Annotated in this window: 26 protein-coding genes; 16 read left to right on the forward strand and 10 right to left on the reverse strand. The window is 66.0% G+C overall.

From position 1 onward, the window contains the following. Nucleotides 1-78: 78 nt before the first annotated feature. Nucleotides 79-318, forward strand: coding sequence for a microaggregate-binding protein 1 (mbp1, locus tag H7J93_RS11035; RefSeq protein WP_267306330.1), 240 nt, complete (start codon nucleotides 79-81; stop codon nucleotides 316-318). A 122-nt stretch (nucleotides 319-440) separates the two neighbouring features. Here mbp1 and hflX read toward each other — a convergent pair whose 3' ends face one another. From hflX to H7J93_RS11060, 5 genes are read right to left on the reverse strand one after another with little or no spacing between them, the layout of a single operon-like run. Then, a complete protein-coding gene (hflX, locus tag H7J93_RS11040) occupies nucleotides 441-1,856 on the reverse strand; it encodes a GTPase HflX (protein WP_267306331.1) in 1,416 nt (471 codons plus the stop codon). 45 nt (nucleotides 1,857-1,901) lie between these two features. Then, a complete protein-coding gene (gene dapF, locus H7J93_RS11045) occupies nucleotides 1,902-2,774 on the reverse strand; it encodes a diaminopimelate epimerase (RefSeq protein WP_267306332.1) in 873 nt (290 codons plus the stop codon). A gap of 4 nt (nucleotides 2,775-2,778) precedes the next feature. Beyond that, complete coding sequence (gene miaA / locus H7J93_RS11050) at nucleotides 2,779-3,687, reverse strand: tRNA (adenosine(37)-N6)-dimethylallyltransferase MiaA (RefSeq protein WP_267306333.1); 909 nt, start codon at nucleotides 3,685-3,687, stop codon at nucleotides 2,779-2,781. Next, nucleotides 3,684-4,370, reverse strand: a complete 687-nt coding sequence (locus H7J93_RS11055; protein WP_267306334.1) for a class III extradiol ring-cleavage dioxygenase family protein — start codon at nucleotides 4,368-4,370, stop codon at nucleotides 3,684-3,686. The genes miaA and H7J93_RS11055 overlap by 4 nt, the downstream gene beginning before the upstream one ends. Before the next feature lie 9 nt (nucleotides 4,371-4,379). Further along, complete coding sequence (locus H7J93_RS11060; protein WP_267306335.1) at nucleotides 4,380-5,267, reverse strand: DMT family transporter; 888 nt, start codon at nucleotides 5,265-5,267, stop codon at nucleotides 4,380-4,382. Nucleotides 5,268-5,429: 162 nt separating this feature from the next. Here H7J93_RS11060 and H7J93_RS11065 point away from each other — a divergent pair, with 162 nt between their 5' ends. Beyond that, complete coding sequence (locus tag H7J93_RS11065) at nucleotides 5,430-6,752, forward strand: DUF349 domain-containing protein (protein WP_267306336.1); 1,323 nt, start codon at nucleotides 5,430-5,432, stop codon at nucleotides 6,750-6,752. A 6-nt stretch (nucleotides 6,753-6,758) separates the two neighbouring features. Here the strand turns inward: H7J93_RS11065 and H7J93_RS11070 are convergent, their stop codons facing one another. Both H7J93_RS11070 and miaB read right to left on the reverse strand, forming a co-directional pair. Next, on the reverse strand, nucleotides 6,759-7,355 hold the full coding sequence (locus H7J93_RS11070; protein WP_267306337.1) for an Rv2732c family membrane protein: 597 nt from the start codon (nucleotides 7,353-7,355) through the stop codon (nucleotides 6,759-6,761). After that, nucleotides 7,343-8,896 (reverse strand): tRNA (N6-isopentenyl adenosine(37)-C2)-methylthiotransferase MiaB, encoded by a 1,554-nt coding sequence (gene miaB, locus H7J93_RS11075; RefSeq protein ID WP_267306967.1) that lies wholly within the window; start codon nucleotides 8,894-8,896, stop codon nucleotides 7,343-7,345. The genes H7J93_RS11070 and miaB overlap by 13 nt, the downstream gene beginning before the upstream one ends. A gap of 158 nt (nucleotides 8,897-9,054) precedes the next feature. On the opposite strand from miaB, the gene H7J93_RS11080 reads away from it, so the two are divergent. The 4 genes from H7J93_RS11080 to H7J93_RS11095 are packed head-to-tail and all read left to right on the forward strand — an operon-like array spanning nucleotide 9,055 to nucleotide 12,267. Beyond that, nucleotides 9,055-9,783 (forward strand): amino acid ABC transporter ATP-binding protein, encoded by a 729-nt coding sequence (locus H7J93_RS11080; RefSeq protein ID WP_267306968.1) that lies wholly within the window; start codon nucleotides 9,055-9,057, stop codon nucleotides 9,781-9,783. 17 nt (nucleotides 9,784-9,800) lie between these two features. Further along, nucleotides 9,801-10,613, forward strand: coding sequence for a glutamate ABC transporter substrate-binding protein (locus H7J93_RS11085; protein ID WP_267306338.1), 813 nt, complete (start codon nucleotides 9,801-9,803; stop codon nucleotides 10,611-10,613). A gap of 54 nt (nucleotides 10,614-10,667) precedes the next feature. Then, nucleotides 10,668-11,348 (forward strand): amino acid ABC transporter permease, encoded by a 681-nt coding sequence (locus tag H7J93_RS11090; RefSeq protein WP_267306339.1) that lies wholly within the window; start codon nucleotides 10,668-10,670, stop codon nucleotides 11,346-11,348. 28 nt (nucleotides 11,349-11,376) lie between these two features. Beyond that, the gene (locus H7J93_RS11095) at nucleotides 11,377-12,267 is read left to right on the forward strand and encodes an amino acid ABC transporter permease (RefSeq protein ID WP_267306340.1); all 891 of its coding nucleotides are present in this window, start codon (nucleotides 11,377-11,379) and stop codon (nucleotides 12,265-12,267) included. Here the strand turns inward: H7J93_RS11095 and H7J93_RS11100 are convergent. From H7J93_RS11100 to recA, 3 genes are read right to left on the reverse strand one after another with little or no spacing between them, the layout of a single operon-like run. Further along, complete coding sequence (locus H7J93_RS11100; RefSeq protein WP_267306341.1) at nucleotides 12,264-13,088, reverse strand: TIGR03560 family F420-dependent LLM class oxidoreductase; 825 nt, start codon at nucleotides 13,086-13,088, stop codon at nucleotides 12,264-12,266. The two genes, H7J93_RS11095 and H7J93_RS11100, sit on opposite strands and share 4 nt — an antisense overlap. Nucleotides 13,089-13,121: 33 nt before the next feature. Beyond that, the gene (recX, locus tag H7J93_RS11105; protein WP_267306342.1) at nucleotides 13,122-13,643 is read right to left on the reverse strand and encodes a recombination regulator RecX; all 522 of its coding nucleotides are present in this window, start codon (nucleotides 13,641-13,643) and stop codon (nucleotides 13,122-13,124) included. After that, a complete protein-coding gene (recA, locus tag H7J93_RS11110; protein ID WP_267306343.1) occupies nucleotides 13,612-15,765 on the reverse strand; it encodes an intein-containing recombinase RecA in 2,154 nt (717 codons plus the stop codon). Before recA ends, recX begins: the two co-directional genes overlap by 32 nt. A gap of 239 nt (nucleotides 15,766-16,004) precedes the next feature. On the opposite strand from recA, the gene hypA reads away from it, so the two are divergent. The 10 genes from hypA to H7J93_RS11155 all read left to right on the forward strand — a co-directional run bounded on the left by hypA (nucleotide 16,005) and on the right by H7J93_RS11155 (nucleotide 24,454). Further along, nucleotides 16,005-16,334 (forward strand): hydrogenase maturation nickel metallochaperone HypA, encoded by a 330-nt coding sequence (gene hypA, locus H7J93_RS11115; protein WP_264074060.1) that lies wholly within the window; start codon nucleotides 16,005-16,007, stop codon nucleotides 16,332-16,334. Nucleotides 16,335-16,336: 2 nt separating this feature from the next. Continuing rightward, the gene (gene hypB / locus H7J93_RS11120) at nucleotides 16,337-17,140 is read left to right on the forward strand and encodes a hydrogenase nickel incorporation protein HypB (RefSeq protein WP_267306344.1); all 804 of its coding nucleotides are present in this window, start codon (nucleotides 16,337-16,339) and stop codon (nucleotides 17,138-17,140) included. Between the two features lie 114 nt (nucleotides 17,141-17,254). Then, nucleotides 17,255-18,310, forward strand: coding sequence for an NADH-quinone oxidoreductase subunit B family protein (locus tag H7J93_RS11125; RefSeq protein WP_267306345.1), 1,056 nt, complete (start codon nucleotides 17,255-17,257; stop codon nucleotides 18,308-18,310). Between the two features lie 30 nt (nucleotides 18,311-18,340). Further along, nucleotides 18,341-20,137 (forward strand): nickel-dependent hydrogenase large subunit, encoded by a 1,797-nt coding sequence (locus H7J93_RS11130; protein ID WP_267306346.1) that lies wholly within the window; start codon nucleotides 18,341-18,343, stop codon nucleotides 20,135-20,137. Nucleotides 20,138-20,140: 3 nt separating this feature from the next. After that, a complete protein-coding gene (locus H7J93_RS11135) occupies nucleotides 20,141-21,121 on the forward strand; it encodes a NifU family protein (protein ID WP_267306347.1) in 981 nt (326 codons plus the stop codon). Next, nucleotides 21,121-21,777: a DUF5947 family protein gene (locus H7J93_RS11140; RefSeq protein WP_267306348.1), complete on the forward strand. Its 657-nt coding sequence runs from the start codon at nucleotides 21,121-21,123 to the stop codon at nucleotides 21,775-21,777. The genes H7J93_RS11135 and H7J93_RS11140 overlap by 1 nt, the downstream gene beginning before the upstream one ends. Further along, nucleotides 21,774-22,442, forward strand: a complete 669-nt coding sequence (locus H7J93_RS11145; protein WP_267306349.1) for a DUF6084 family protein — start codon at nucleotides 21,774-21,776, stop codon at nucleotides 22,440-22,442. Before H7J93_RS11140 ends, H7J93_RS11145 begins: the two co-directional genes overlap by 4 nt. Beyond that, nucleotides 22,439-23,827 carry a hypothetical protein gene (locus tag H7J93_RS11150; protein WP_267306350.1) on the forward strand — a complete coding sequence of 463 codons (1,389 nt, stop codon included), beginning with the start codon at nucleotides 22,439-22,441 and terminating at the stop codon, nucleotides 23,825-23,827. The genes H7J93_RS11145 and H7J93_RS11150 overlap by 4 nt, the downstream gene beginning before the upstream one ends. Beyond that, on the forward strand, nucleotides 23,827-23,946 hold the full coding sequence (locus tag H7J93_RS29425; protein ID WP_372507850.1) for a DUF6893 family small protein: 120 nt from the start codon (nucleotides 23,827-23,829) through the stop codon (nucleotides 23,944-23,946). The genes H7J93_RS11150 and H7J93_RS29425 overlap by 1 nt, the downstream gene beginning before the upstream one ends. 19 nt (nucleotides 23,947-23,965) lie before the next feature. After that, complete coding sequence (locus tag H7J93_RS11155) at nucleotides 23,966-24,454, forward strand: hydrogenase maturation protease (protein ID WP_267306351.1); 489 nt, start codon at nucleotides 23,966-23,968, stop codon at nucleotides 24,452-24,454. Nucleotide 24,455 lies beyond the last annotated feature (1 nt).

Consider the following 24,455-nt stretch of genomic DNA (forward strand, 5'->3'; position numbering starts at 1 on the left):
AGCCCACCGCGGGTTTAGCAACTCCTCCGTTCGGGGAAATACCTGAGCACCTCACGACACAACAAGGAGGAAAACCCCATGTCGGAGAAGAACAGCGGCCCGGAAGAAGCCATCAAGGGCGTCGTCGAAGGCGTCAAGGGCAAGGTCAAAGAGGTTGCGGGCGCGGTTGCCGGCCGAGATGACCTCTACCGCGAGGGCCAGGCCCAGCAGGACAAGGCCGACGCTCAGCGCGATGCCGCCAAGAAGGAAGCCGAGGCCGAGGCTGCCCGCGGCGCCGCCAAGACGGCCGAGAAGCGCCAAGAGGCAGAGCAGCACTAGCTCGATCTAACTCAATCGACGGAAGGTTCCCGAATCTTGTTGATTCGGGGACCTTTCGCTGTCATCAGGCCAGTGCGTTGAGTATCTCGTCGACCGGCCGGTCGTGACTTCGCGGTCACTGATCAGAACGTTGAGTATTCGCTCAAGCTGGCCGCCAACGGAATCGGCACGCGAGCCTTGATCCTCGTGCCGTCGGCGGTGTGCTCGGTGGCATCCACCCTGCCGTCGGCATGCACCTTGTTGACCAGATCGCCGCGGTCGTACGGAATCGTCACATCCACGACCGCGTCTGTCGGCGCAATCATTTCGGCCATCCGCTGCTGCAACCGCGTCAGACCTTCGCCGGTGTGCGCGGAGACGAACACCGCATCGGGCAGTGCCCGCCGCAGCTGAGCCAGCGCGAGGTCGCTCGCGGCGTCAATCTTGTTGACCACCACCAGTTCTGGCGCCGGCTTGCGCTCGTGGTCGACGACCACTTCGTTGACGACTTTACGCACGGCGTTGATCTGCGCCAAAGGGTTGACATCGGAGCCGTCGACGACGTGCACCAGCAGGTCGGCGTCGACGACCTCCTCGAGTGTGGATCGGAACGCCTCCACCAACTGGGTCGGCAGGTGCCGTACGAATCCAACCGTGTCGGTCAACACGAATGGCCTGCCGTCCGCGAATTCCCCACGGCGCGTTGTCGGTTCGAGGGTCGCGAACAACGCGTTCTCCACCAGCACGCCGGCACCGGTCAGCGCGTTGAGCAAGCTGGACTTACCCGCGTTGGTGTAGCCGACGATCGCGATCGACGCCACGTCGCTCGCCAGCCGGCGGCTGCGCTGAGTGTCGCGGATCGTCTTCATGTCCTTGATTTCGCGGCGCAGCTTGGCCATTCGCTCGCGGATCCGCCGACGGTCGGTTTCGATCTTCGTCTCGCCGGGACCACGCAGGCCCACACCGCCGCCGCTGCCACCCGCACGGCCACCGGCCTGCCGCGACATCGACTCGCCCCAGCCGCGCAGCCGGGGCAGCATGTACTCCATCTGCGCGAGCGTGACCTGAGCCTTGCCTTCGCGGCTGGTGGCGTGCTGGGCGAAGATGTCGAGGATCAACGCCGTGCGGTCGATCACCTTGACCTTGACCGCCTTCTCCAGCGCGGTGAGCTGCGCGGGGCTCAGCTCGCCGTCGCAGATCACGGTGTCCGCGCCGGTGGCCAGCACGACTTCGCGCAACTCCTGCGCCTTACCCGAACCGATGTACGTCGCGGGATCGGGCTTGTCGCGGCGCTGGATCAGCCCCTCGAGCACCTCGGAGCCGGCGGTTTCGGCAAGGGCGGCAAGCTCGGCGAGGCTCGCGTCGGCGTCGGCCGCGCTGCCCTCGGTCCACACGCCCACCAACACAACGCGTTCGAGGCGCAGCTGGCGGTATTCGACCTCGGAGACGTCGGCCAACTCGGTCGACAAACCGGCCACACGGCGCAGCGCCGTACGGTCTTCTAGGGCGAGTTCACCCGCGCTGGGTGTCTCGTTCACAGGGAATTTCGGATATGTCATAAGCGAATAGAGGGTTGCATGGTCATCACGCCACATGCACCTGAATTAACGTTGGGCAGCACGCCACCATTCCTCGGACAACTCGCCGTGAGCCACCAATACGGACGGGCCGCGCAGGTAGCTACTCGCGTCGGTGACGGTGACGGTGACCTCTCCGCCGGGGATGCGCACCCCCAAGGTGCCGGTGGTCGCACCGCCGTAGGCCAGCGCCGCCACGGCGGCGGCGACGGTTCCGGTACCGCAGGACCGCGTTTCGCCGACACCCCGTTCATGTACCCGCATCGATACCGCCCCATCCACGGGTGCCGTCAACACCTCGATGTTGACGCCTTCCGGAAACTGCGCACGGTCGAACGACACCGGTGCGGCGACATCAAGCACGGCCAGGTCATCGAACGTCATGACCGGATCGACACAGGCGAGGTGGGGGTTACCCACGTCGATCGCCAGGCCCGCGAACGGCCGGCCTCCGACGATCGCCTCACCGGTGCCCAATTGATTGGCCTTGCCCATCTCGACGGTCACGTCGGCGCCGGTGGCGTCCCAGTCGTGCAGCACCACCGGCCGCGGACCGGCCAGGGACCCGACCACGAACTCGTCGCGGCTCTCCAACCCGGACGCCCGCAGGTAGTGAGCGAAGACCCGGACCCCGTTGCCGCACATCTGCGCGATCGACCCGTCGGCGTTGCGGTAGTCCATGTACCAGTCGTCAGGGGCCACGCCCTCGGGAATCCGCTCGAAAACGCCTGCTGCCTGCGCGGCCGCCGCCCTGGTCACGCGCAGCACACCGTCGGCGCCCAGCCCCCTGCGGCGGTCGCAGACCGCAGTCACCGCGGCGGGCGTGAGTGTCAGCCTGCCTTCCGGGTCTGGCAACACCACGAAGTCGTTCTGGGTGCCGTGCCCTTTGGCGAACTTCACCTGTTCAGGATACGTCGCGCCAGACGCGCAGAGTTTCCTCGACAGTGTCGGCCGCCGCGCCGTCGAGCCACGTGATGCGGTGGTCACGACGGAACCACGACCGCTGTCTGCGCACGTAGCGGCGGGTTCCGAAGAATGTCGGCTCCTGCGCCGCCGATCCGTCGCCGCCGCTGTCGAGGTCGGCGATCACCTGGGCGTAGCCGAGGGCGCGGGAGGCTGTCACGCCCTCGCGCAGGCCGCGATCCAGCAGCGCGCGGACTTCATCGACCAGCCCGTCGCTGAACATCTTCTCGGTCCGCTGGGTCAGCCGCTCATCGAGAAGTGTTGTCTCCCAGTCAAGTCCGATGATCGCGGTGTCCCATCGGGGGGCACCGATCGCCGGGAAGGACGCGGCGAACGGTTGCCCGGTCAGTTCGACGACCTCCAGTGCGCGCACGATGCGCCGCCCGTCGGTCGGCAGGATCGACGCCGCGGCATCAGCGTCGACGCGGGCGAGTTCACGATGCAGCGCGGCGACGCCCACCTCGGCGAGTAGCTGTTCGTATTTGGCCCGCACCGCGGGGTCCGTCGCCGGGAAGGTCCATTCGTCGAGCAGTGACTGGATGTACATCATCGACCCGCCGACCACGATCGGCACCGCACCGCGACCGCCGATGGCCTCGACGTCGGCGGCAGCGGCCTGCTGGTAGCGGGCCACGCTGGCGGTTTCGGTGACGTCGAGCACGTCGAGCTGGTGGTGCGGGATGCCTCGTCGCTCGGCCACGGTCAGCTTCGCGGTCCCGATGTCCATACTGCGGTAGAGCTGCATCGCGTCGGCGTTCACGATCTCGCCGCCGACGCGTTCGGCCACCGCGAGCGCCAGCGCCGACTTCCCGGTCCCGGTCGGGCCGACGATCGCGATCGGTCGTGTCATGGCTGCCAGACGCCGACGAAATAGCCGACGCCATAGGGGGCGCCGCGGTACAGCTCCTTCGCCGACCGGGGTCCAGGGCCGGTCAGGCCGGCCAGCACCTGGTAGGCCACCCGGCCGACGATCGTTTCCGGCAGCCGTGTGAGCGCAGCCGCATCCCCCGCCGCCAGCGCGTCGTCCAGCGCGGCCTGGACCGGTATCGAGTCGGGGTCGTAACCACCCGGCGCGGGCTGGGTGAGCGTGTTTGCGCCGTCCGCGACGACAAGCACCCCGACCGGATCCGCGGCCTCGTCGATCTCGCGGCGCAGCCGTCTCCCCTGCTCGAGGGCTGCATCGGCGTCGTGGTCGTCGGCAAGAACCCGCACCTCGGCATGCGCATCGGGTGCGACGCGGCCGCGCAGCCAGCCGGTGACCAGCGCGCACAGCGGCAGCTCCGTTGGCCCGTCGTTGCGACCGGGCGCCAGCGCAATCGGCACGTCGACGCCGTAGCCGGCGAAGGTGCCGGTCTGGCTGGGCCCCACCACGGCATCGGTCCGCCCCACTCCGACGGCGACCCATCGGCCGAGCAGCGACCCCGCGGCGGCGAATACCGCGTCCCTGAGGTCGGTCAGCTCGGCCGCGGCGCCAGAGGCCAGTTCGGGCACCATGACGGGCGCCGACGGGATGATCGCGATGGCACTGAGCACGTGACCACGCTAATGCCGCGTCGCACGGTCACCTGAGGTGACCGCTTCGCCGCGCGCAAGCGCTCCGGTCGAGACGATCATCATCGCAACGGCGACGATCAGGATCAGCCAGCCCGCGTCGCCGGGGCGCAGCGTCTCACCGAGGACGACGATCCCGAGCACCGACGCCACCACGGGTTCGGTGACGGTCATGGTCGGCAGCGACGCGGTGATCGCCCCCGCCCGGAAGGAGAACTGCTGCCACGCGGTGCCCGCGACTGCGATGGCCGCCCAGACGTACAGCTCCGGTGTGCGCAGCAGCGCGATGACGCCGTCGTCTAGGCGATCCACCACGCCCTTCGTCAACACCGCGAACACACCCCACAGCGCACCGGACACCACCGCCAACAGCACGGCGCTGAGCGGGCCCTTCACCATGCTGCCGCCGATCACGCAGAGCACCAGCAGGGGTCCTAGGACGGCGACGACCGCGGCCCACGTTTCGAACGACGCGCGGGCGTGCCCCGCTGTCGGGTTACCGACGGTGACGATCACGACGACCGACGCCGCGAGCAGCACCGCCCACGCCCATTCCCACAGGGTCACCCTGCGGTGTGACATCCGGGCGTGGATCGGCAGCGCGAACAACAGCGAGGTCACCAGAATCGCCTGGACCAGCAGCACCGAACCCAGTCCCAGCGCCGCGGCCTGCAGGCCGAATCCGATACCGGCGACGAGGCTGCCCAGCCACCACTGGCGGTCCTTGAGCAGCTGCAGGAACAGCTCGGCGTGGCCGACCGGTTCGTCGGTGACCTCGTGCGCCTGGCGTTGATGCATGACGTCGCCGATCGCGACGAAGAAGGCGGCGCCGAGGGCAAGCAGGGCGGCGATATCCGCGTGCTGGTCCAGGGTGCTCATCGAGATCCTTCCGTGGTCGTCGGACAGAGCCTAGGCAGACGCATCGGTAAAGCCGTGCGCACGCCGCGCGCCAACCTGTTTGAATAGCGTGCGAAAGCGAGCAGTCAGGCGCCGCGTCGCGCGGCAGGTGCGCGGATCACCGCGTGGAGGGTACGAGACGAAATGACGATCAGCGAGCCAGGAGGGCAGACCTCCTCGCCAAAACCCGCTCCCCGGCCAGGGCCACCGCGTCCCGTCCCACGACCCGGCAGGCCGGCGGCGACGATTGCGGCGCCCCCCTCGAGTGATCCCCACCGGTTCGGCCGAGTCGACCCCGACGGCACGGTGTGGCTGATCACCAGCTCGGGTGAACGCAACATCGGTTCCTGGCAGGCGGGCGACACCGAAGCCGCGTTCGCGCATTTCGGTCGGCGTTTCGATGACCTGGCCACCGAAGTGGCGCTGATGGAGAGCCGTCTCGAGTCCGGCACCGGCGACGCCCGCAAGATCAAAGCTGCGGCGGCGACGCTCGCCGAAACCCTCGCGGATGCCCATGTGCTCGGCGACGTCGATGCCCTCGCCGCGCGGCTGGCCACGATCGTCGAACACGCCGACGAGACCGCGCAGGCCGACAAGGCCAAGCGCGAGGAACACCGCGCCGCGCAGCTGGCCCGCAAGGAGGCGTTGGCCGCCGAGGCCGAGGAGCTGGCCGCCAACTCGACCCAGTGGAAAGCCGCCGGTGACCGCCTGCGCGAGATCCTCGACGAGTGGCGCACCATCACCGGCCTGGACCGTAAGACCGATGACGCGCTGTGGAAGCGGTACTCGGCGGCCCGGGAAGCGTTCAATCGCAGGCGCGGTTCGCATTTCGCCGAACTCGACCGCGAACGTGCCGGCGCCCGGCAGGCCAAGGAAGCGATCTGCGAACGTGCGGAGGCGTTGGCCGACTCCACCGACTGGGGGCCGACGGGCGCGGCGTTCCGTGACTTGCTGGCCGAGTGGAAGGCTGCCGGCCGGGCGGCCAAGGACGTCGACGACGCGCTGTGGCAACGGCTCAAAGCGGCCCAGGACAAGTTCTTTTCGGCCCGCAACGCGGCGACCGCCGAACGTGACAGCGAGTTCCGCGCCAACGCCGAGGCGAAGGAAAAGCTGCTCGCGGAGGCCGAGAAGCTCGACACCAGCGACCTCGACGCGGCCAGGGCCGCGCTGCGGGTGATCGGCGACAAGTGGGATGCGATCGGCAAGGTGCCGCGCGAGCGTGCTGCCGAGCTGGAACGTCGGCTGCGCGCGGTGGAGAAGAAGATTCGCGACGCCCCGACCGGTGGCGTGGATCCGGAGGCGCAGGCGCGGGCAGATCAATTCCGCGCTCGCGCAGAACAATACGAGCGTCAGGCCGAGAAGGCCGCGGCCGCCGGGCGGGAGAAGGATGCCGCCGAGGCCCGCGCCAACGCCGAGCAGTGGCGGCAGTGGGCCGACGCCGCAGCCGAAGCCCTCGGCAAGCGCTGAGGCCGGTCAGTCTTCGGGCTTGTCCTTCTCGTCGTTGATGTCGTCGAGTAGGCCTTTGCGCTGCTCTTCGGCGACGCGGCGGCGGCGCTCCTCCTCTGCCGCGAGCTGAATGGCGGTGCGCACCCACACCGCCCGCGCCCAGTGATACGTGATCACCATCACCGCGAGCCAGGCGACGATCAGCCCGATGCCGGGGCCGGGATAGCTTCCCGGCGCGGTCTGTCGCGACCACACCGCAAGCACGCCGAGCAGCGAGGCCACCGTCGACCCGGCCAGCGCGATCCACGCCAGCGCCCAGCGCCGCGTCAGCAGCGCCAGCATCGAGAAGCCGACGCTGAACACCAGTGCCAGCCAGGCGAACACCCTCAACGGCAGGGTGATGCCTTCCCGGGCAGCCATCTCGCCGCCGGTGAGCACATCGATGCCCTTGGCGCCGCCGGTGTGCGGCAGCACGAATGACAGCAGCAGCACGAACACACCGATGGCGATGACCAATGCGCGTGGACCGGGGTCGATTTCGCGTGCGACGCGGCGTTCCGCCGCCTCGATGTCGCCCTTGAAACTCTCGAAGTCGCCGTTCTCTGGCTTGTTCACCGGCCGCACCCGGTGGATGTCTGCGGTTCGGCGGGGGCGCCGATGCCGGGCATGCCGAGCCCGACGCCCGTGCGTGGACGCTCCCCCGCGGCGTGGGCGTCACCGGCGCGGGTACGGCGGTGCGAATCGATCGCGGAGTCGGCGATCAGGTGATGAGGTGCGGCACCGGTGATCGTCGTGGTGACGATGTCACCGGGCCGGATCTGGCGGCCGTCAGGATTGAAGTGCACGAGTCGGCCGTCGCGGGCCCGGCCGGACATCCGCGCCGTCGCGGCGTCCTTGCGACCCTCGCCGGTGGCGACCAGCAGCTCGACCGTGCGCCCGATCAGCGCCGTGTTCTCCTCCAGCGAGATGCGCTCCTGAAGTTCGATCAGTCGCTGATACCGCTCGGCGACAACGTCTTTGGGCACCTGATCGTCCAACTCGGCGGCAGGGGTGCCGGGACGCTTGGAGTACTGGAATGTGAATGCGCTGGCGAACCGTGCGCGGTCGACGACGTCGAGGGTGGCCTGGAAGTCCTCCTCGGTCTCGCCGGGGAAGCCGACGATGATGTCGGTGGTGATCGCGGCGTGCGGGATCGCCGCGCGAACCCGGTCGATGATGCCGAGGTAACGCTCGGCACGGTAGGACCGTCGCATCGCCCGCAGAATCCGGTCGGAACCCGACTGCAGCGGCATGTGCAGTGTGGGGCAGACATTCGGCGTCTCGGCCATCGCGTCGATCACATCGTCGGTGAACTCGGCGGGGTGCGGCGAGGTGAAACGCACCCGTTCCAGCCCGTCGATGCGGCCGCACGCACGAAGCAGCTTGGCGAACGCTCCCCGATCGCGCGGCAGTTCCGGATCGGCGAAGGACACGCCGTAGGCGTTGACGTTCTGGCCCAGCAGGGTGATCTCCAGCACGCCCTGCTCGACCAACGAGGTCACCTCGGCGAGCACATCGCCGGGCCTGCGGTCGACCTCCTTGCCGCGCAACGCCGGCACGATGCAGAACGTGCAGGTGTTGTTGCAGCCGACGGACACCGACACCCATGCGGCATAGGCGGACTCGCGGGTGGCGGGCAGAGCGGAGGGGAACTCCTGCAGCGCCTCGACGATCTCGACCTCGGCGGCCCTGTTGTGGCGGGCGCGCTCGAGCAGTGTCGGCAGCGACCCGATGTTGTGGGTGCCGAACACGACATCGACCCACGGGGCGCGCTTGAGAACGGTGTCGCGGTCCTTCTGCGCCAGGCACCCTCCGACGGCGATCTGCATATCGGGGTCGGCATGCTTGCGCGGCGCCAGATGGCTCAGGTTGCCGTAGAGCTTGTTGTCGGCGTTCTCGCGCACCGCACAGGTGTTGAACACGACGACGTCCGCGTCGGCATCGTCGTCGGCCTTGCGGTATCCGGCGGCTTCCAGCAACCCCGCCAGCCGCTCAGAGTCGTGGACGTTCATCTGGCAGCCGTAGGTGCGGACCTGATAGGTACGCACCGACGAGCCCTCAGGCGGGCAGGCGACAGCGTCGGTCTGGCGAACACCGCTGCCCGCGGTCGCCTCTCGCGTCACCATCGATGTCACGGCCACCATGGTACGGACAGGTCAGAACGGTGATCTGTGCGGATTCACGAGTTCCAGGCACGGTGGGCTCTACCTGGGTAAGGTCTGCACCCATGGAGGCAGGCGGGTCGGAAGTGAAAGAGGTCGATCCGACTCCGGGGTCCGTACCGATGGTCTCGATGGAGGGTGTCAACAAGCACTTCGGCAGCCTTCATGTGCTCAAGGACATCAACCTGAAGGTGGACCGTGGGCAGGTCATCGTCGTGCTTGGTCCGTCCGGGTCGGGAAAGTCGACGCTGTGCCGCACCATCAATCGTCTGGAGACCATCGATTCGGGCACGATCGCGATCGACGGTGAGGTGCTGCCGGCCGAGGGCAAGAAGCTGGCGCAACTGCGGTCCGACGTCGGCATGGTGTTCCAGTCGTTCAACCTGTTCGCGCACAAGACAATCCTCGAGAACGTGACGCTGGCGCCGATGAAGGTGCGCAAGGTGTCCAAGGACAAGGCCCGCGAAACGGCGATGTCATTGCTGGAACGGGTCGGGGTCGCCAATCAGGCCGACAAGTACCCGGCGCAGTTGTCGGGCGGTCAACAGCAGCGGGTGGCCATCGCACGGTCGCTGGCGATGAATCCCAAGGTGATGCTGTTCGACGAGCCCACCAGCGCGTTGGACCCCGAGATGATCAACGAAGTCCTCAACGTCATGACCTCCCTCGCGAAGGAGGGCATGACGATGGTCGTCGTGACCCACGAGATGGGTTTCGCGCGCGGGGCGGCCAACCGCGTTGTGTTCATGGCTGACGGCGCGATCGTCGAATCCGCTGAACCGACCGAGTTCTTCACCAACCCACAGACCGACCGCGCCAAAGATTTTCTCTCCAAGATTCTCAAGCACTGATTCGAAAGGAACCATCTATGCAATCCATTTCGAAGCGCGTCTTGGGCGCGATAGCACTTGCTATCGCACTGCCCTTTGCGGCAACCGCATGCGGCGGCGGCGACAGCGGCGACACGATCGTCATCGGAACGAAGTTCGACCAGCCGGGTCTCGGACTGAAGAATCCCGACGGCACCATGAGCGGCTTCGACGTGGACGTCGCTAAGTTCGTCGCCAAGGAACTCGGCTATAGCGAAGACAAGATCGAGTGGAAGGAAGCGCCGTCGGCGCAACGCGAGACACTCATCCAGAACGGCCAGGTGGAGTTCATCGTCGCGACCTACTCGATCACCGACTCCCGCAAGGAGAAGGTGTCGTTCGCCGGGCCATATCTGATCACCGGCCAGAGCCTGCTGGTGCGCGAAGACAACACCGACATCACGGGTGAGGCCTCGCTGCAGAACAACAAGAAGCTGTGCTCGGTGTCGGGTTCGACTCCGGCGCAACGCATCAAGGACAAGTACCCCGGTGTGCAGCTGCAGCAGTACGACACCTATTCGGCGTGCATCGAGGCCCTCAAGAACGGCGCGGTGGACGCCGTCACCACCGACGAGGTCATCCTCGCCGGCTACGCCGCGCAGACACCCGGCGTCTTCAAGCTCGTCGGCGGGACGTTCTCCGAGGAGCGCTACGGCATCGGCCTGAAGAAGGGCGACACCGAACTACAGAAGAAGATCAACGACGCCATCGTGAAGATGGAGAACGACGGCGCCTGGAAGAAGGCGTGGGACGACAACCTCGGTCCCGCAGGCATCCCGGCTCCTCAGCCGCCGAAGATCGACCAGACCTAGACGGGCGAAAACCCAAGGGAGCCTGAAGAGCCCGAGAGAACCTAGGAAGATTCAGTGGAGGTCTTCACCGAGTACCGCGCCCAGATTTTCGAGGCATTCTGGACCACGATCCAGCTGACGGTCTTCTCCGCCATCGGCGCCTTGATTCTCGGCACGTTGCTGGCGGCGATGCGGCTGTCGCCGGTACCGATGCTGAACTGGGTCGGCACGGCGTACGTCAACGTGGTCCGAAACACCCCGCTGACGCTGATCATCCTGTTCTGTTCGTTCGGGTTGTCGCAGACATTGGGGATCACGCTGGTCGACCGGAACTCGCCGACCTCCATCGACGACAGCAACTTTCGGCTCGCGGTGCTCGGGTTCACGGTCTACACCGCGGCTTTCGTGTGTGAAACGGTGCGGTCGGGCGTCAACACCGTGCCGCTGGGCCAAGCCGAGGCGGCCCGCTCGCTGGGCCTGACGTTCGGCCAGAATCTGCGGATCATCCTGCTGCCGCAGGCGTTTCGCTCGGTGATCATCCCGCTGGGTTCGGTGCTGATCGCGCTGACGAAGAACACCACCATCGCCTCGGCGATCGGCGTGGCCGAAGCCGCCCTGTTGATGAAGGAGATGATCGAGAACACCGCGGCGCTGATGACGATTGGTGTCATCTTCGCGGCGGGATTCGTCATCCTCACGCTGCCGACGGGTCTGTTCTTCGGGTGGCTGGGCAAGCGAATGGCGGTGGCACGGTGACCGGAGCCAACGAGAAGAACGGGCAGCCATGAGTTCGGCATCGGTGCTCTTCGACGCGCCCGGCCCCCGTGCGCGGGTACGCAACCGGATCGTCACGGTGGTCACCCTGGTGGCCCTGCTACTCATCGCCTGGGTGGTGTACTCGCGACTGCAGGCACGAGGACAGCTCACCGCGGCGAAGTGGGAGCCGTTCCTGACGGCGAATCTGTGGAAGACGTACATCCTTCCCGGCGTGGAGGGCACGCTGACGGCCGCCGCAGTGTCGATCGTGCTGGCGTTGGTGCTGGGCTTCGCATTGGGTGTGGGACGGATGTCCACGCACCCGGCGATCCGGTGGCCGGCTGCGGTATTCGTGGAGTTCTTCCGTGCGGTGCCCGTGCTGGTGATGATGATCTTCGCGTACTTCCTGTACGCGATGTACGACGTGTTCCCGTCCAGACAACTGGCACTGGCGGGCGTCATCACCGGTCTGACGCTCTACAACGGCGCGGTCATCGCCGAGATCGTCCGGGCCGGGGTCAATGCGCTGCCACGCGGACAGTCCGAAGCAGCATCGGCACTCGGATTGCGGTGGGGCCAGACGATGCGCTCGATCCTGCTGCCGCAGGCGATCACGTCGATGCTGCCGGTGCTCATCTCGCAGCTGGTCGTCGTGCTGAAGGACACCGCGATCGGCTACCAGATCACCTTCCTGGAGATGGTGCGCCAAGGTACCCAGGTCGGCGCCGCCTACGGGAACTACATCCCCGCGCTGATCGTCATCGCCATCCTGATGATCGCGGTCAACTTCAGTCTCGGATACTTCGCGACCTGGCTCGAGGGACGACTACGACGCTCGCGCCGCGGTCCGGCGCCGATGCACGCCGATGAACCCGTCAATCAAGGCGCCTTCGGGGCCGGCGCCGGCGGCACCATCTAGATCAAGGCGGCGCACCGCTCCAACTGTTCAGCCGTGGGCGGCTGATAGAACGACAGCACCGCGTGTTCGCAGCCGACGCTTTTGAGCTCGGGCAGGCGGGCGAGTTGCTCGTCGAGGTGCCCCTCCACGGCGGGTTGGATGAACAGCTGTATCGAGCGCCGGATCTCTGCCGGATCGCGGCCGACTTCGGCACACGCTTCGTCGAGTAGGGCGCTGGTCTTCGTCCACGCCGCGACGTCGCCGTGACTCGGGACATTCGATTCGTCGGCGTGACGGGCAATGACGCGCAACATCTTTGGCTTCTCGCCGCCGACGACGATCGGCGGATGCGGCTTCTGGAGCGGCTTCGGGTTGGCGAGCGCCTCGCGCAACTGATAGTGACGACCTTCGAAAGTGACGGTGTCCTCGGTCCACAATCGCCGGATGATGGTGAGCGCCTCGTCGAGCATCTCCACCCGCACCCCCGCGCTCGGGAACTCGAGGCCGTAGCCGCGGTGCTCCTCCTCGTGCCAGCCGGCGCCCAGTCCGAAATCCAGTCGCCCACCGCTGATGTGGTCGACCGTCACCGCCATCTTCGCCAGCACCGCCGGGTTGCGGTATGTGACGCCGGTGACCATGCAGCCGACCCGGGCACGAGACACCACGCTGGCCATGGCCGCCAACGATGTCCACCCCTCGTAGGTCGGATCCGACAGGTCTGCCAACCCGTAGAAGTGGTCGTAATTCGCGATCGAGTGAAACCCGAGCTCGTCGGCCCTCGACCAGAACTCGTGCAGCACCGGGTAGTCGAACGTCGGGGCGATCTTGGCCGAAAGCAGCATCTGCGCAACCTACCTCGCGCCCGCCCTCCGCCGTCACACCGAGCGGCGCTCCCGTTCACTGGCCAACTCGACGCTGACGACATCGAACGCCATCGACTGGTGGTAGCCCCGGCGGGCCAACATCCCGACGAGCCTGCGCATCACCTTGGCGTCGTCGTCGCCGGCGAGCGTTTCGCGGCGCAGCTTGTCGCGGACCAACTGCTCGGCGCGCTGACGTTCGGCGCCCGCGTCGATCCCGGCCAGCGCCGCGCTGATCACCTCGTCGTCGACGCCCTTGTTGCGCAACTCGGCGGCCAAGGCGCGCTTGCCTTTCCCCGCGTTGAGGCGCCGCGAGCGAACCCACTGTTCGGCGAAGTCCGCGTCATCAACCAACCCGACATGCGCCAACCGGTCGAGCACTCTGGTGCTGACATCGTCGGGGTAACCCCGCTTGGCCAGCTGCGCCTCCAGTTCGGCGCGGGTGCGTGCCCTCGCGGTGAGCAGACGCAGACACAACGCCCGCGCCTGCTCCTCGCGAGATGCCTCAGAAGTCGACCGGGGCGGGCAGTACGTCATCTATCGAGCCATCGGACAAGTCAGCGGTCACCACGGCACCGATACCGAGCTTTTCCTTGATCTTCTTCTCGATCTCGTTGGCCACGTCGACGTTCTCCAGCAGGAAGTTGCGGGCGTTCTCCTTGCCCTGGCCCAGCTGTTCGCCCTCGTAGGTGAACCAGGACCCGGACTTACGGATGAAGCCCTGCTCGACACCCATGTCGATGAGCGAGCCTTCCTTGCTGATGCCCTTGCCGTAGAGGATGTCGAACTCCGCCTGCTTGAACGGCGGCGACACCTTGTTCTTGACGACCTTCACCCGGGTGCGGTTGCCCACCGCGTCGGTGCCGTCCTTGAGGGTCTCGATTCGCCTGACGTCCAACCGGACCGAGGCGTAGAACTTCAACGCCTTTCCGCCCGTCGTCGTTTCGGGCGAATTATGCACCATAACGCCGTCGACGAAATAGTTGTGGTTGCCCTCGACCTCGATGTCGTAACGATTCATCGATCGAGTGTGCGGCTTGACATGGACGTCGAGGATCCGCGCGGGCACCAGTCTCTGCGTGGGTTCGACAAACTGTGGCGCGACGCTCCCCTTGCCGCGGAAGCGAGGAAGCAGCTTGTACTCCATCGACGGGGCCATGTACGGCGCTACCAGTTCCTGGAACTTCGCGGTCGCGGCGGTGGAGAACACGAGCACGGCCTTTCCAGCCGCACCAGCCCGTCGCAACCGCACGTCCAGGCCGTGGACGTCGCGCAGGTAATCGCGCAGGTGTGTACGGGTGCCCTCGGTCATCGCCTCGACGCAGATCTCGATGCGGCCGCTGCCGCCGGCGGTGCGCTCCTGCAAGCCCTTCGACCGGAGAGTGAACGAGCCATCATCCATGTACCAAATCGCCAGCGCCAACGGTGTGAGCGCCTTGAGGTACTCCTCTGAGAAGAACTTCTTGCCATCACCCAGGTAAACCGCGCGCTGCAACTCAGCCAGCTCGGGCAATGGCGTGAAGTCGACAAACGTCGCGCCCTTGTCATTGACCCGGGTGGAGTGCGCGATATTGCCCAGCAGTTCTGTCTTCCACTGCAAGTAATCAACTTGCTTGGCACCGTGTCCCATGCGGAACCGCATGCCGTTACGGTCTCGCCGATTGGGCGACAGGTTGCCATCACCCATCAACGAGCCGAGCACGACCTGGAACTGCTGATCACTGAGACGGTGCGGCTCTGCTGCCATCACCCGATCGCCGACGATGAGATCGCCCGCCTCCCGCCAGCCGCCGGGTGTACGGATCAGGTGATTCGGGGTTGCCGCAAACTGGGACTTTCCATTGCCGCTCGACTTCTCGACGGTGAACTGGAGGAACTGCTCGGCGGGACCGTTGTTGAACCAGTTCACCACCTTGCGAGGTACGACCCGGTCGGTATCGGGGTCGTAGGAAAGGACCTCCACGTCCATCTTCTGGTTGACGATCTTGCCGATCTTCTCGGTGGTGCCGTCAGCCAACTGGACCCGCGTGCTGTAGTTGAAGCACCCGAACATCACGCCGATCTTCTCGCGGAGCTGGTTGATGAAGATCGCGGTGGTGCCCGAGTTATTCAGGGCGCCAGTCATTTTCCGCAGTGCCTGGCTCATCAACCGGGCCTGCAGGCCGACGTGGCTGTCCCCCATCTCACCTTCGATCTCCGCCCGCGGCACCAGCGCGGCCACCGAGTCGATGACCAGGATGTCGAGCGCGCCGGAGCGGATCAGCATGTCGGCGATCTCCAGCGCCTGCTCACCGGTGTCGGGCTGCGACACCAGCAGCGAGTCGGTGTCGACACCCAACTTCTGGGCGTAGTCCGGGTCCAGCGCGTGCTCGGCGTCGATGAACGCCGCGATGCCGCCCGCGGCCTGCGCATTGGCGACCGCGTGCAGGGCGACGGTGGTCTTACCCGACGACTCCGGGCCGTAGATCTCGATGACCCGCCCGCGCGGCAGGCCCCCGATCCCGAGCGCCACATCGAGAGCGATCGAACCGGTGGGGATGACGGAGATGGGCTGGCGGACCTCTTCGCCGAGGCGCATCACCGAGCCTTTACCGAAGCTCTTGTCGATCTGTGCGAGCGCCAGCTCGAGGGCTTTCTCGCGGTCAGGGGCCTGCGTCATGGGTTCGTCTCCGTCCCTTTTGGTGTTCGGGCGATCGGTTCTCGATCGGTTGGCCGTGACGCTAGAGGTCGGTACCGACAAGTCGGCGTGACCAGCATCCCGCGCTGTTCCCACAGTAGACGAACACCTGTTCGATTCAAGCTGACACGCCGACGGGTCCGGCTCGCCATGAAAAGAGTGCTCGCCGGAAAAAGATCCCCGGCATATGGTGGGGTCATCCGGCCCAGATTGGGGCAGACGTGCACGAGATGGCGCTGACGCAGAGTGTTGTCGATGCGGTGTGCGAACACGCCGCAGGCCGGCGGGTGCACAGCGTGCGGCTCGAAGTCGGGGCGCTGTGTGCCGTCGTCCCCGATGCGATGACGTTCTGTTTCGAACTCGCGACCGAGGGCACCGTCGCCGCCGGCGCCAGCCTCGAGGTCGACATGCGTCCCGGCGAGGCGCGCTGTCGCAGCTGCGGCACCAGCTTCGAGCTGAACGACCTGATCTTGTTATGCCCTTGCGGCAGTGCCGATGTCGATGTGATCGCCGGCCGGGACCTGAAGATCCTCTCGATGGAGGTGAGCTGAGCATGTGCGCAACATGTGGCTGCGGCGACGAGAGCGCGACCATCGCCATGCCTGGAGCGCAGTCCGGGCACTCCCATGATCACCCCCACCCCCACGTCCATCCTCATGACCATCCCCATGATCACCCGCACACCGAGACCGTCTCGCTGGAACAGCGGGTGCTCGCCAAGAACGATCTGCTGGCCGAGCAGAACCGGCAATGGCTGGCCGAGCGCGGGATCCTCGCGTTCAACATCACGAGTTCACCTGGTGCAGGCAAGACCACGCTGCTCGAGCGCACCATTCGCCGCCTCAGGGCACAGCGCGACGTAGGGGTGATCGAAGGCGACCAGGAGACATTGCTCGACGCTGACCGGATCACCGCCGCTGGAGCGCGCGCAGTGCAGGTCAATACCGGAGCGGGTTGCCACCTCGACGCCGAGATGATCGCGCGAGCGCTGCACACCCTGGACCCGGGCAGGGGCTCGTTGCTCTTCATCGAAAATGTGGGAAACCTCGTCTGCCCGGCCCTGTTCGATCTCGGTGAGCACAGCAAGGTCGTCGTCATCTCGGTGACCGAAGGAACCGACAAGCCGTTGAAGTACCCGCACATGTTCGCCGCGGCGGGCCTGGTGCTCATCAACAAGACAGACCTGCTGCCGTATGTCGATTTCGACCTCGATCTCTGTGCGCGCCATGCCCGTTCGGTCAATCCCGACGTCGAGATCGTCCCCGTCTCGGCCACCACCGGAGACGGTATGGATGGCTGGTACCGATGGATCGACGCGCGTGCAACCGACCTTCAGCCGTCTCCCACAAAAGTGTGATTGACAACACACTTTGACGGGAGTAAACCCAGGTTTAGCGACGCGCAAGTGGGCCGAAAGTCGACTCCTGCGCCGCCAGGGACTCCCAGCCCGGGGTCCCGGAAAGCCGCAAGCATGCCGACAGAAGCTGCCCAAAAAGCGGAACAAACCCTGATCCACGTTCTGTGGATCAACGCCGGTCTCAGTTGTGACGGCGATTCCGTGGCATTGACAGGCGCCACCCAACCAACCATCGAGGAGATCGCGCTCGGAGCACTTCCCGGTTTGCCTCAAATCGCGGTGCACTGGCCGTTGATCGACTTCGAATGCGGACCCACGGGCGGCGCGGACGATTTCCTCGAATGGTTCTTCAAGGCCGACCGCGGGGAGTTGGAACCGTTCGTGCTGGTCGTCGAGGGGTCCATTCCCAACGAGGACCTGCATCAGGAGGGGTATTGGTGCGGGTTCGGCAACGACCCGTCGACCGACCAGCCGATCACCACCAGCGAGTGGCTCGACCGGCTGGCGCCGAAGGCGACCGCGATCGTGGCCGTGGGAACGTGCGCGACGTACGGCGGAATCCACGCGATGGCGGGCAATCCGACCGGCGCGATGGGCGTGCCGGACTACCTCGGCTGGGATTGGAAGAGCAAGGCCGGCATTCCCATCGTGTGCGTGCCGGGCTGCCCCATCCAGGGCGACAACCTCTCCGAGACGTTGACCTACCTGCTGTACATGGCTACCGGTCAGGCGCCGATGATCCCGCTGGACGACGCGCTGCGACCTCAATGGCTCTTTGGCAACACGGTGCACGAGGGGTGCGACCGCGCTGGCTATTACGAGCAAGGTGACTTCGCAACCGAGTACGGCTCACCCAAATGCATTGTGAAACTTGGGTGCTGGGGTCCTGTGGTCAAGTGCAACGTGCCGAAGCGCGGCTGGATCAACGGTGTCGGCGGCTGCCCGAACGTCGGCGGCATCTGCATCGGATGCACGATGCCGGGCTTCCCTGACAAGTTCATGCCCTTCATGGACGAACCGCCGGGCGGAAAGATCTCCACAGCCGCCTCCGGCCTGTACGGCTCGGTGATTCGCAATCTGCGCCACATCACCGGGCAGACCGTCGACAAGGAGCCGAGGTGGCGGCATCGGGGCAAGGAACTGACGACAGGAGCGAAGCGCACCTGGTAGTTGCGCGTCGCAGGCGAAAGGCAAAACTCAATGACAACCACAGTTCCCGGACCCCAGCACACCAACAGGGACCCGAGCACGCTCGTCGAGATGTCGTGGGATCCGATCACCCGAATCGTCGGAAGTCTCGGCATCTACACCAAGATCGATTTCGAGAATCGCGAGGTCGTCGAGTGCCACAGCACCTCGTCGATCTTCCGTGGTTACTCCATCTTCATGAAGGGCAAGGACCCTCGCGACGCACACTTCATCACGAGCCGCATCTGTGGCATCTGCGGTGACAACCACGCCACGTGCTCGTGCTACGCGCAGAACATGGCGTACGGCGTCAAGCCGCCGCATATCGGCGAATGGATCATGAACCTCGGCGAAGCCGCGGAATACATGTTCGACCACAACATCTTTCAGGAGAACCTGGTAGGCGTCGACTACTGCGAGAAGATGGTCTCCGAGACCAATCCCGGGGTGCTGGCCAAGGCCGAGAACACGTTGGCGCCGAACTCCGACGCCCACGGCTACCGCACCATCGCCGACATCATGCGCGCGCTGAACCCGTTCACGGGCGAGTTCTATCGTGAGGCCCTCGTCGTCAGCCGCTGGACGCGAGAGATGTTCTGCCTCATGGAGGGCAGGCACGTTCACCCCTCCACGCTGTATCCCGGTGGCGTGGGCACGGTGGCCACCATCCAGCTGATGACCGACTACATGAGCCGGTTGATGCGCTACGTCGAGTTCATGAAGAAGGTCGTGCCGATGCACGACGACCTGTTCGACTTCTTCTACGACGCCCTCCCTGGCTACGAGCAGGTCGGCCTGCGCCGCACGCTGCTGGGGTGCTGGGGTTCGTTCCAGGATCCGGAGGTGTGCAACTTCGCCTACCGGGACATGGAGCGTTGGGGTGACGCGATGTTCGTCACGCCGGGTGTCGTCGTCGACGGCAAGCTGGTCACCCACTCCCTGGTGGACATCAATCTCGGCATCCGGATCCTGTTGGGCAGTTCGTATTACGACGACTGGACCGACCAGGAGATGTTCGTCAAGACCGATCCGCTGGGCAATCCGGTCGATCGGCGCCATCCCTGGAACCAGCACACCAATCCCCGGCCGCAGAAACGCGATATGGACGACAAGTACAGCTGGGTCATGTCGCCGCGCTGGTTCGACGGCACGGATCACCTGGCGCTGGACACCGGCGGCGGTCCGCTCGCGCGGCTGTGGAGCACCGCGCTGGCCGGGCTCGTCGACATCGGTTACGTCAAGTCGACCGGCAGCAGCGTGCAGATCAATCTGCCGAAAACCGCGCTCAAGGGCCCGGTCTCGCTGGAATGGAAGATCCCGAAGCACGGGAGCAACACCATCGAGCGCAACCGGGCGCGGACATACTTCCAGGCCTACGCGGCGGCCTGTGCGCTGCACTTCTCCGAGAAGGCTCTGGCGGAGATCAGGGCGGGGCGCACCAAGACCTGGGAGAAGTTCACGGTGCCCGACGAGGCGATCGGTTGCGGCTTCACTGAGGCGGTACGCGGTGTGCTCAGCCACCACATGGTGATCCGCGACGGCAAGATCGCGAACTACCATCCGTATCCGCCCACACCGTGGAACGCCAACCCACGCGACAGCTACGGAACTCCCGGACCGTATGAGGACGCCGTGCAGGGGCAGCCGATTTTCGAGGAGAACGATCGGGACAACTTCAAGGGCATCGACATCATGCGCACGGTGCGCAGCTTCGACCCATGCCTGCCGTGCGGCGTGCACATGTATCTCGGCGAGGGCAAGACACTCGAGAAGCTGCACTCACCGACCCAGTCCGTCACTGGGGAGTAGTACATGGCCTCGACTGGACATCAAGACCCGGAGGCACTCGACGACGAAACACGGTGGCGTTCAGCAGGTGACCGGATTCAGACCCTGCTGGACGCCAGTGCGAGCAGCGGGACGGTCGTGCACGAGCGGACCCAACTGCTCGCGCTCGAACTGACGGACCTCTACGGGGCGGCGCTCGCTCGGGTCGTCGCCATCACCGCCGAAGCGGAACCGGACCTCGTCGATCGATTCGCGGCCGACGAACTCGTCGCGAGTCTCATGCTCGTCCACGGACTTCACCCCCATGGTGTGGAGCGCAGGATCGAGGACGCCCTCGACAGCGTCCGGCCGTATCTCGGTTCCCACGGCGGCGACGTCGCCCTGCTCGACGTGGTCGATGGCGAGGACGGCCCGGTGGTTCGTCTGCAGTTCGCGGGCAGCTGCAAGAGCTGTCCGTCGTCGGCGGTCACGCTCGAGTTCGCCGTCGAAGACGCTGTGCGTGCCGCCGCACCCGAGATCGCGGCGATCGAGGTCGTCGCCGCGGATTCGGCCAGCACGTCCGGTCTGATCTCGGCCGACTCTCTGCTGAGCCGTGTACACGCCGCGGGAACCATGCACAGCGGCGCGTGGCATCCACTTCCCGAGATCGAGGGTCTTCGCCACGGCGAGGTCGGCGGATTCCTGATCGCCGGAGTACCGATCCTGGCCTGCCGGGTCGGCGACGAGCTGTACGCCTACCACGATCGGTGCGGCCAATGCCACGACTCGATGGCCGGCGCCGCGTTGCACCGACCGATGGGCGCACCCGTCGGCCAGGCGGTCCTGCGTTGTCCGCACTGCCACGCACATTTCGACGTCGTGCACGCAGGCGCCTCGGTAAACGGCACACGAGTGAACGGCACCGTCGATACGACCGCTCACCCGCACCTCGACCCGATCCCCCTGCTCCGTCGCGACGGGGTTCTTTCGGTCGCGGTGCACGTCGAGGCGACCGGGGTGACGTGATGGCCGATGCAACCGCCTTCGACGTCCTGTCCCGAATCCGGGCCAACAGGCCGCCCGTGCAGCCGGCCGGTGAACGCTGCGAGATGTGCGCCGAGCCGATCGCCGACGAGCACCAGCACGTCGTCAATGTGTCGGCGCGCCAACTGATGTGCACATGCCGCGCCTGCTATCTGCTGTTCACCGATCCACACGCCAAGCTCCGCTACCGGGCGGTGCCGGATCGATATCTCACCTTCTCCGATTTCGTGTTGGATCGTCGGGCCTGGGAAGCGCTCCAGATACCGGTCGGGCTGGCGTTCTTTTTCCACAATTCCGAGATGGACAAGACAGTCGCCTTCTATCCGGGCCCGGCCGGTGCCACCGAGTCCGAACTGAACCTCGACGCGTGGAGTTCGATCAGCGGCGCCGACAACCGACTTGCCATGCTGGCCGACGATGTCGAGGCCCTGCTCGTACGAGTCCCCGACGGCGACCATGCGGATCCCGAACAGGACGCACCGGCCGAGTGCTATCTGGTCCCCATCGACGCGTGCTACGAGTTCGTGGGCAGGCTGCGAATGTTGTGGCGCGGCTTCGACGGCGGCCACGAAGTCCGGGAGTTCGTCGACGAGTTCTTCGAGTGGATCAGGGCGCGCAGCAAGGTGGCGTCGGGGTGAGCAGTCTGACGTTCACCGTCGTCGACGTGGCCGCAGAGCAGTTTTCGGTCACGCCGCGACTGCTCGCGCGCGTCGCCATCACAGCCGGTGACGACGAGCCGATTCAGGCGATCGCCCTGCGTTGTCAGATCCGTATCCAACCACTGCGGCGGCCCTACTCCGACGACGAGGCCGCTGGCCTGCTCGACCTGTTCGGGCCGCGCGAGCGCTGGGCCAACACCCAACGCACGTTCCTGTGGCAGCACAGCACCGCCATGGTCCAAGGCTTCACGGGTGCCACCGAGGTTTCGCTGCCGCTGGAGTGCACCTACGACTACGAGGTCACGGCATCGAAGTATCTGCACGCCTTGCGCGACGGCGCCGTTCCCCTGCTGTTCCTGTTCAGCGGAACGGTGTTCATGCCGGGCGACCGCGGCTTCTCGGTTCGCCAGGTGCCGTGGGAATGCGAAGCCCGGCACGACATGCCGGCGTCGGTGTGGACCGACCTCGTTCGGATCCACTACCCCAACACCGGATGGGTGCGTCTGGGGCATGGCACCGTGTCCGCGCTGGCTGCCTACAAGTCGGCACGTGGAATGCTCGACTTCGAAGATGCGATCACCACATTGCTCGCCGAGGCCCCGCAACTGACGCCACCCACCCCTGCGCCCGAGGAGGTCCGGTGAGGCGCGGCTGGGAGCGAGCGCGCGCCATCGCCGACGCCGTGCTCTACGAGGGCTACCTGCTCTACCCCTATCGCGCGACGTCGGCCAAGAACCAATCCCGTTGGCAGTTCGGGGTGCTCGGACCACCCGGCGCATCGGATGCCGGCATCGGCGAGAACGACAGCCTGTCGGCGCAGTTCCTGGTCGACGGCGCCGGCGAGCTGACACTCGTCGTGCGCTTTCTGCAGCTGCAGCACCGCCGCGCCGAACGCGACATCGGTGGCGGCACTTTCGAGCCGGTCGACGAACTGATCAGCGGCTCGCAGTCATGGGTCACGTGGGACGAGGCAGTGGAGCGCGAACTGTCTTTCGGCCCCTTCGATCTCAACGATCTCCCGCGGCCGCTCAGTCTGCGGGTGGAGGCTGCTGACGGCAGCGACGCCGAGAGCATCGACGGCGGTCGGCTGGTCCGCACCAGAGCCGCCGTCAACGCCGAACTGATGGTTGCCGCCGAACGCGTCGACGACCTCTTCCGGGTCAGCATGGCGATTCGGAATACCGGCCCGGAGGCAACCGACAAGGACAGGGCCATCGCCACATCGCTGATCGGCACCCACGTCATCGCGGAAGTGGTTGGCGGGGAGTTCATCTCACTGCTGGAGCCGCCAGAATCCGCTGTGGAAGCGGTGTCGCGACTCCACCAGCACCGCTGCTTCCCGGTGCTCGCCGGGCGGCGGGGCGAACACGACCTGTTGCTGATCTCGCCGATCATCCTCTACGACCACCCGGAGATCGCCGAACAGAGCGAGGGTGCGCTGTACGACTCCACGGAGATCGACGAACTGCTCACCCTTCGCGTGATGACGATGACCGACGAGGAGAAGGCTCAGGCACGGGCCACCGACCCGCTCGCGGCGGCGATCATCGACCGGTGCGACTCGATGTCACCCGACGCACTCGCGCAGCTGCATGGCGTCCTGCGCAACCCCCACGGCCCAGAACCCGGACACGACCCGCGACTCGACGCCTTGGATGAGCAGATGAGGTCAGCCGGCCTGATCCCGGAAGTCCCGGAAGGTGTCGATTGGTGGGATCCGGTGGCCGACACCGCCGTTCGCCCCGACCTCGACGCCGTACTGGTCAACGGTGTGCGTGTGTCGGCAGGTTGCCGAGTTCGCCTGCGGCCGTCACGGCGCGCCGATGCGCAGGACATCTTCTTCGCGGGAAAGAGCGCCCGAGTCACTTCAGTGCACGAGGATGTCGACGGCCAGCAGTACGTGGGCGTCATCGTCGAGGACGATCCCGACGTCGAAATGCCCGACTCTTACGGCCGTTACCTGTACTTCATGCCGGACGAAGTCGAACCGATCGAAACAAGAGTAGTCAGCCCAGATAGGAGTTCATGATGGAGGCAATTGGTTGGGTCGCAACCGGTGTCATCGCCGCGGTCATCGTCGGTGGAGTGGTGGTCGGGCTCCGCTCCCTCCCAGATGTACGGCGGTACATGAAGATGCGCAACATGTAGTTGGGAGTTCGTCAACCAGATGAACCGCATCCTGGTCGCCGGGATCGGCAACATCTTCCTCGGGGATGACGGTTTCGGACCCGAGGTGCTGCGCCATGTCGCCGGGCACTCGCTCGGCGCCGACGTGCGTGTAGTGGACTACGGAATCAGGGGCATGCACCTGGCCTACGACCTCCTCGACGAGTGGCACGCACTCGTCCTTGTCGACGCGCTGCCCAGTCGCGGCACACCGGGCACCTTGCACGTATTCGAGGCGGATCACGAGACCCTTTCCCCGACTGCTGGTCTCGAAGCGCACAGCATGGACCCGTCGGCCGTGTTCGCCACCCTCAACACGCTAGGTGGTGCGGCGCCGCGGACGATCGTCGTCGGCTGCGAAGTCGAGAGCATCGAGGACGGTATGGGGCTGTCGGAACCGGTCGCCGCGGCAGTGCCTGCGGCTGTCGCGGCCATCAACGACGTACTGGCCGAACTTTCTGCCCGTGCAGCGGCCCCCGCGGAGGGCTGAC

Origin of the sequence: Mycobacterium barrassiae, assembly GCF_025822765.1 — a bacterium.
GTDB classification, from domain to species: domain Bacteria; phylum Actinomycetota; class Actinomycetes; order Mycobacteriales; family Mycobacteriaceae; genus Mycobacterium; species Mycobacterium barrassiae.

Bases quoted from the DNA above. Each gene is read 5' to 3' on its own strand.
- mbp1 (WP_267306330.1), top strand. From the start codon at position 79: ATGTCGGAGAAGAACAGCGGCCCGGAAGAAGCCATCAAGGGCGTCGTC.
- hflX (WP_267306331.1), bottom strand. From the start codon at position 1,856: ATGACATATCCGAAATTCCCTGTGAACGAGACACCCAGCGCGGGTGAA.
- miaA (WP_267306333.1), bottom strand. From the start codon at position 3,687: ATGACACGACCGATCGCGATCGTCGGCCCGACCGGGACCGGGAAGTCG.
- H7J93_RS11060 (WP_267306335.1), bottom strand. From the start codon at position 5,267: ATGAGCACCCTGGACCAGCACGCGGATATCGCCGCCCTGCTTGCCCTC.
- H7J93_RS11065 (WP_267306336.1), top strand. From the start codon at position 5,430: ATGACGATCAGCGAGCCAGGAGGGCAGACCTCCTCGCCAAAACCCGCT.
- miaB (WP_267306967.1), bottom strand. From the start codon at position 8,896: ATGGTGACGCGAGAGGCGACCGCGGGCAGCGGTGTTCGCCAGACCGAC.
- H7J93_RS11080 (WP_267306968.1), top strand. From the start codon at position 9,055: ATGGTCTCGATGGAGGGTGTCAACAAGCACTTCGGCAGCCTTCATGTG.
- H7J93_RS11085 (WP_267306338.1), top strand. From the start codon at position 9,801: ATGCAATCCATTTCGAAGCGCGTCTTGGGCGCGATAGCACTTGCTATC.
- H7J93_RS11095 (WP_267306340.1), top strand. From the start codon at position 11,377: ATGAGTTCGGCATCGGTGCTCTTCGACGCGCCCGGCCCCCGTGCGCGG.
- H7J93_RS11100 (WP_267306341.1), bottom strand. From the start codon at position 13,088: ATGCTGCTTTCGGCCAAGATCGCCCCGACGTTCGACTACCCGGTGCTG.
- recX (WP_267306342.1), bottom strand. From the start codon at position 13,643: ATGACGTACTGCCCGCCCCGGTCGACTTCTGAGGCATCTCGCGAGGAG.
- recA (WP_267306343.1), bottom strand. From the start codon at position 15,765: ATGACGCAGGCCCCTGACCGCGAGAAAGCCCTCGAGCTGGCGCTCGCA.
- hypB (WP_267306344.1), top strand. From the start codon at position 16,337: ATGTGCGCAACATGTGGCTGCGGCGACGAGAGCGCGACCATCGCCATG.
- H7J93_RS11125 (WP_267306345.1), top strand. From the start codon at position 17,255: ATGCCGACAGAAGCTGCCCAAAAAGCGGAACAAACCCTGATCCACGTT.
- H7J93_RS11130 (WP_267306346.1), top strand. From the start codon at position 18,341: ATGACAACCACAGTTCCCGGACCCCAGCACACCAACAGGGACCCGAGC.
- H7J93_RS11135 (WP_267306347.1), top strand. From the start codon at position 20,141: ATGGCCTCGACTGGACATCAAGACCCGGAGGCACTCGACGACGAAACA.
- H7J93_RS11140 (WP_267306348.1), top strand. From the start codon at position 21,121: ATGGCCGATGCAACCGCCTTCGACGTCCTGTCCCGAATCCGGGCCAAC.
- H7J93_RS29425 (WP_372507850.1), top strand. From the start codon at position 23,827: ATGGAGGCAATTGGTTGGGTCGCAACCGGTGTCATCGCCGCGGTCATC.
- H7J93_RS11155 (WP_267306351.1), top strand. From the start codon at position 23,966: ATGAACCGCATCCTGGTCGCCGGGATCGGCAACATCTTCCTCGGGGAT.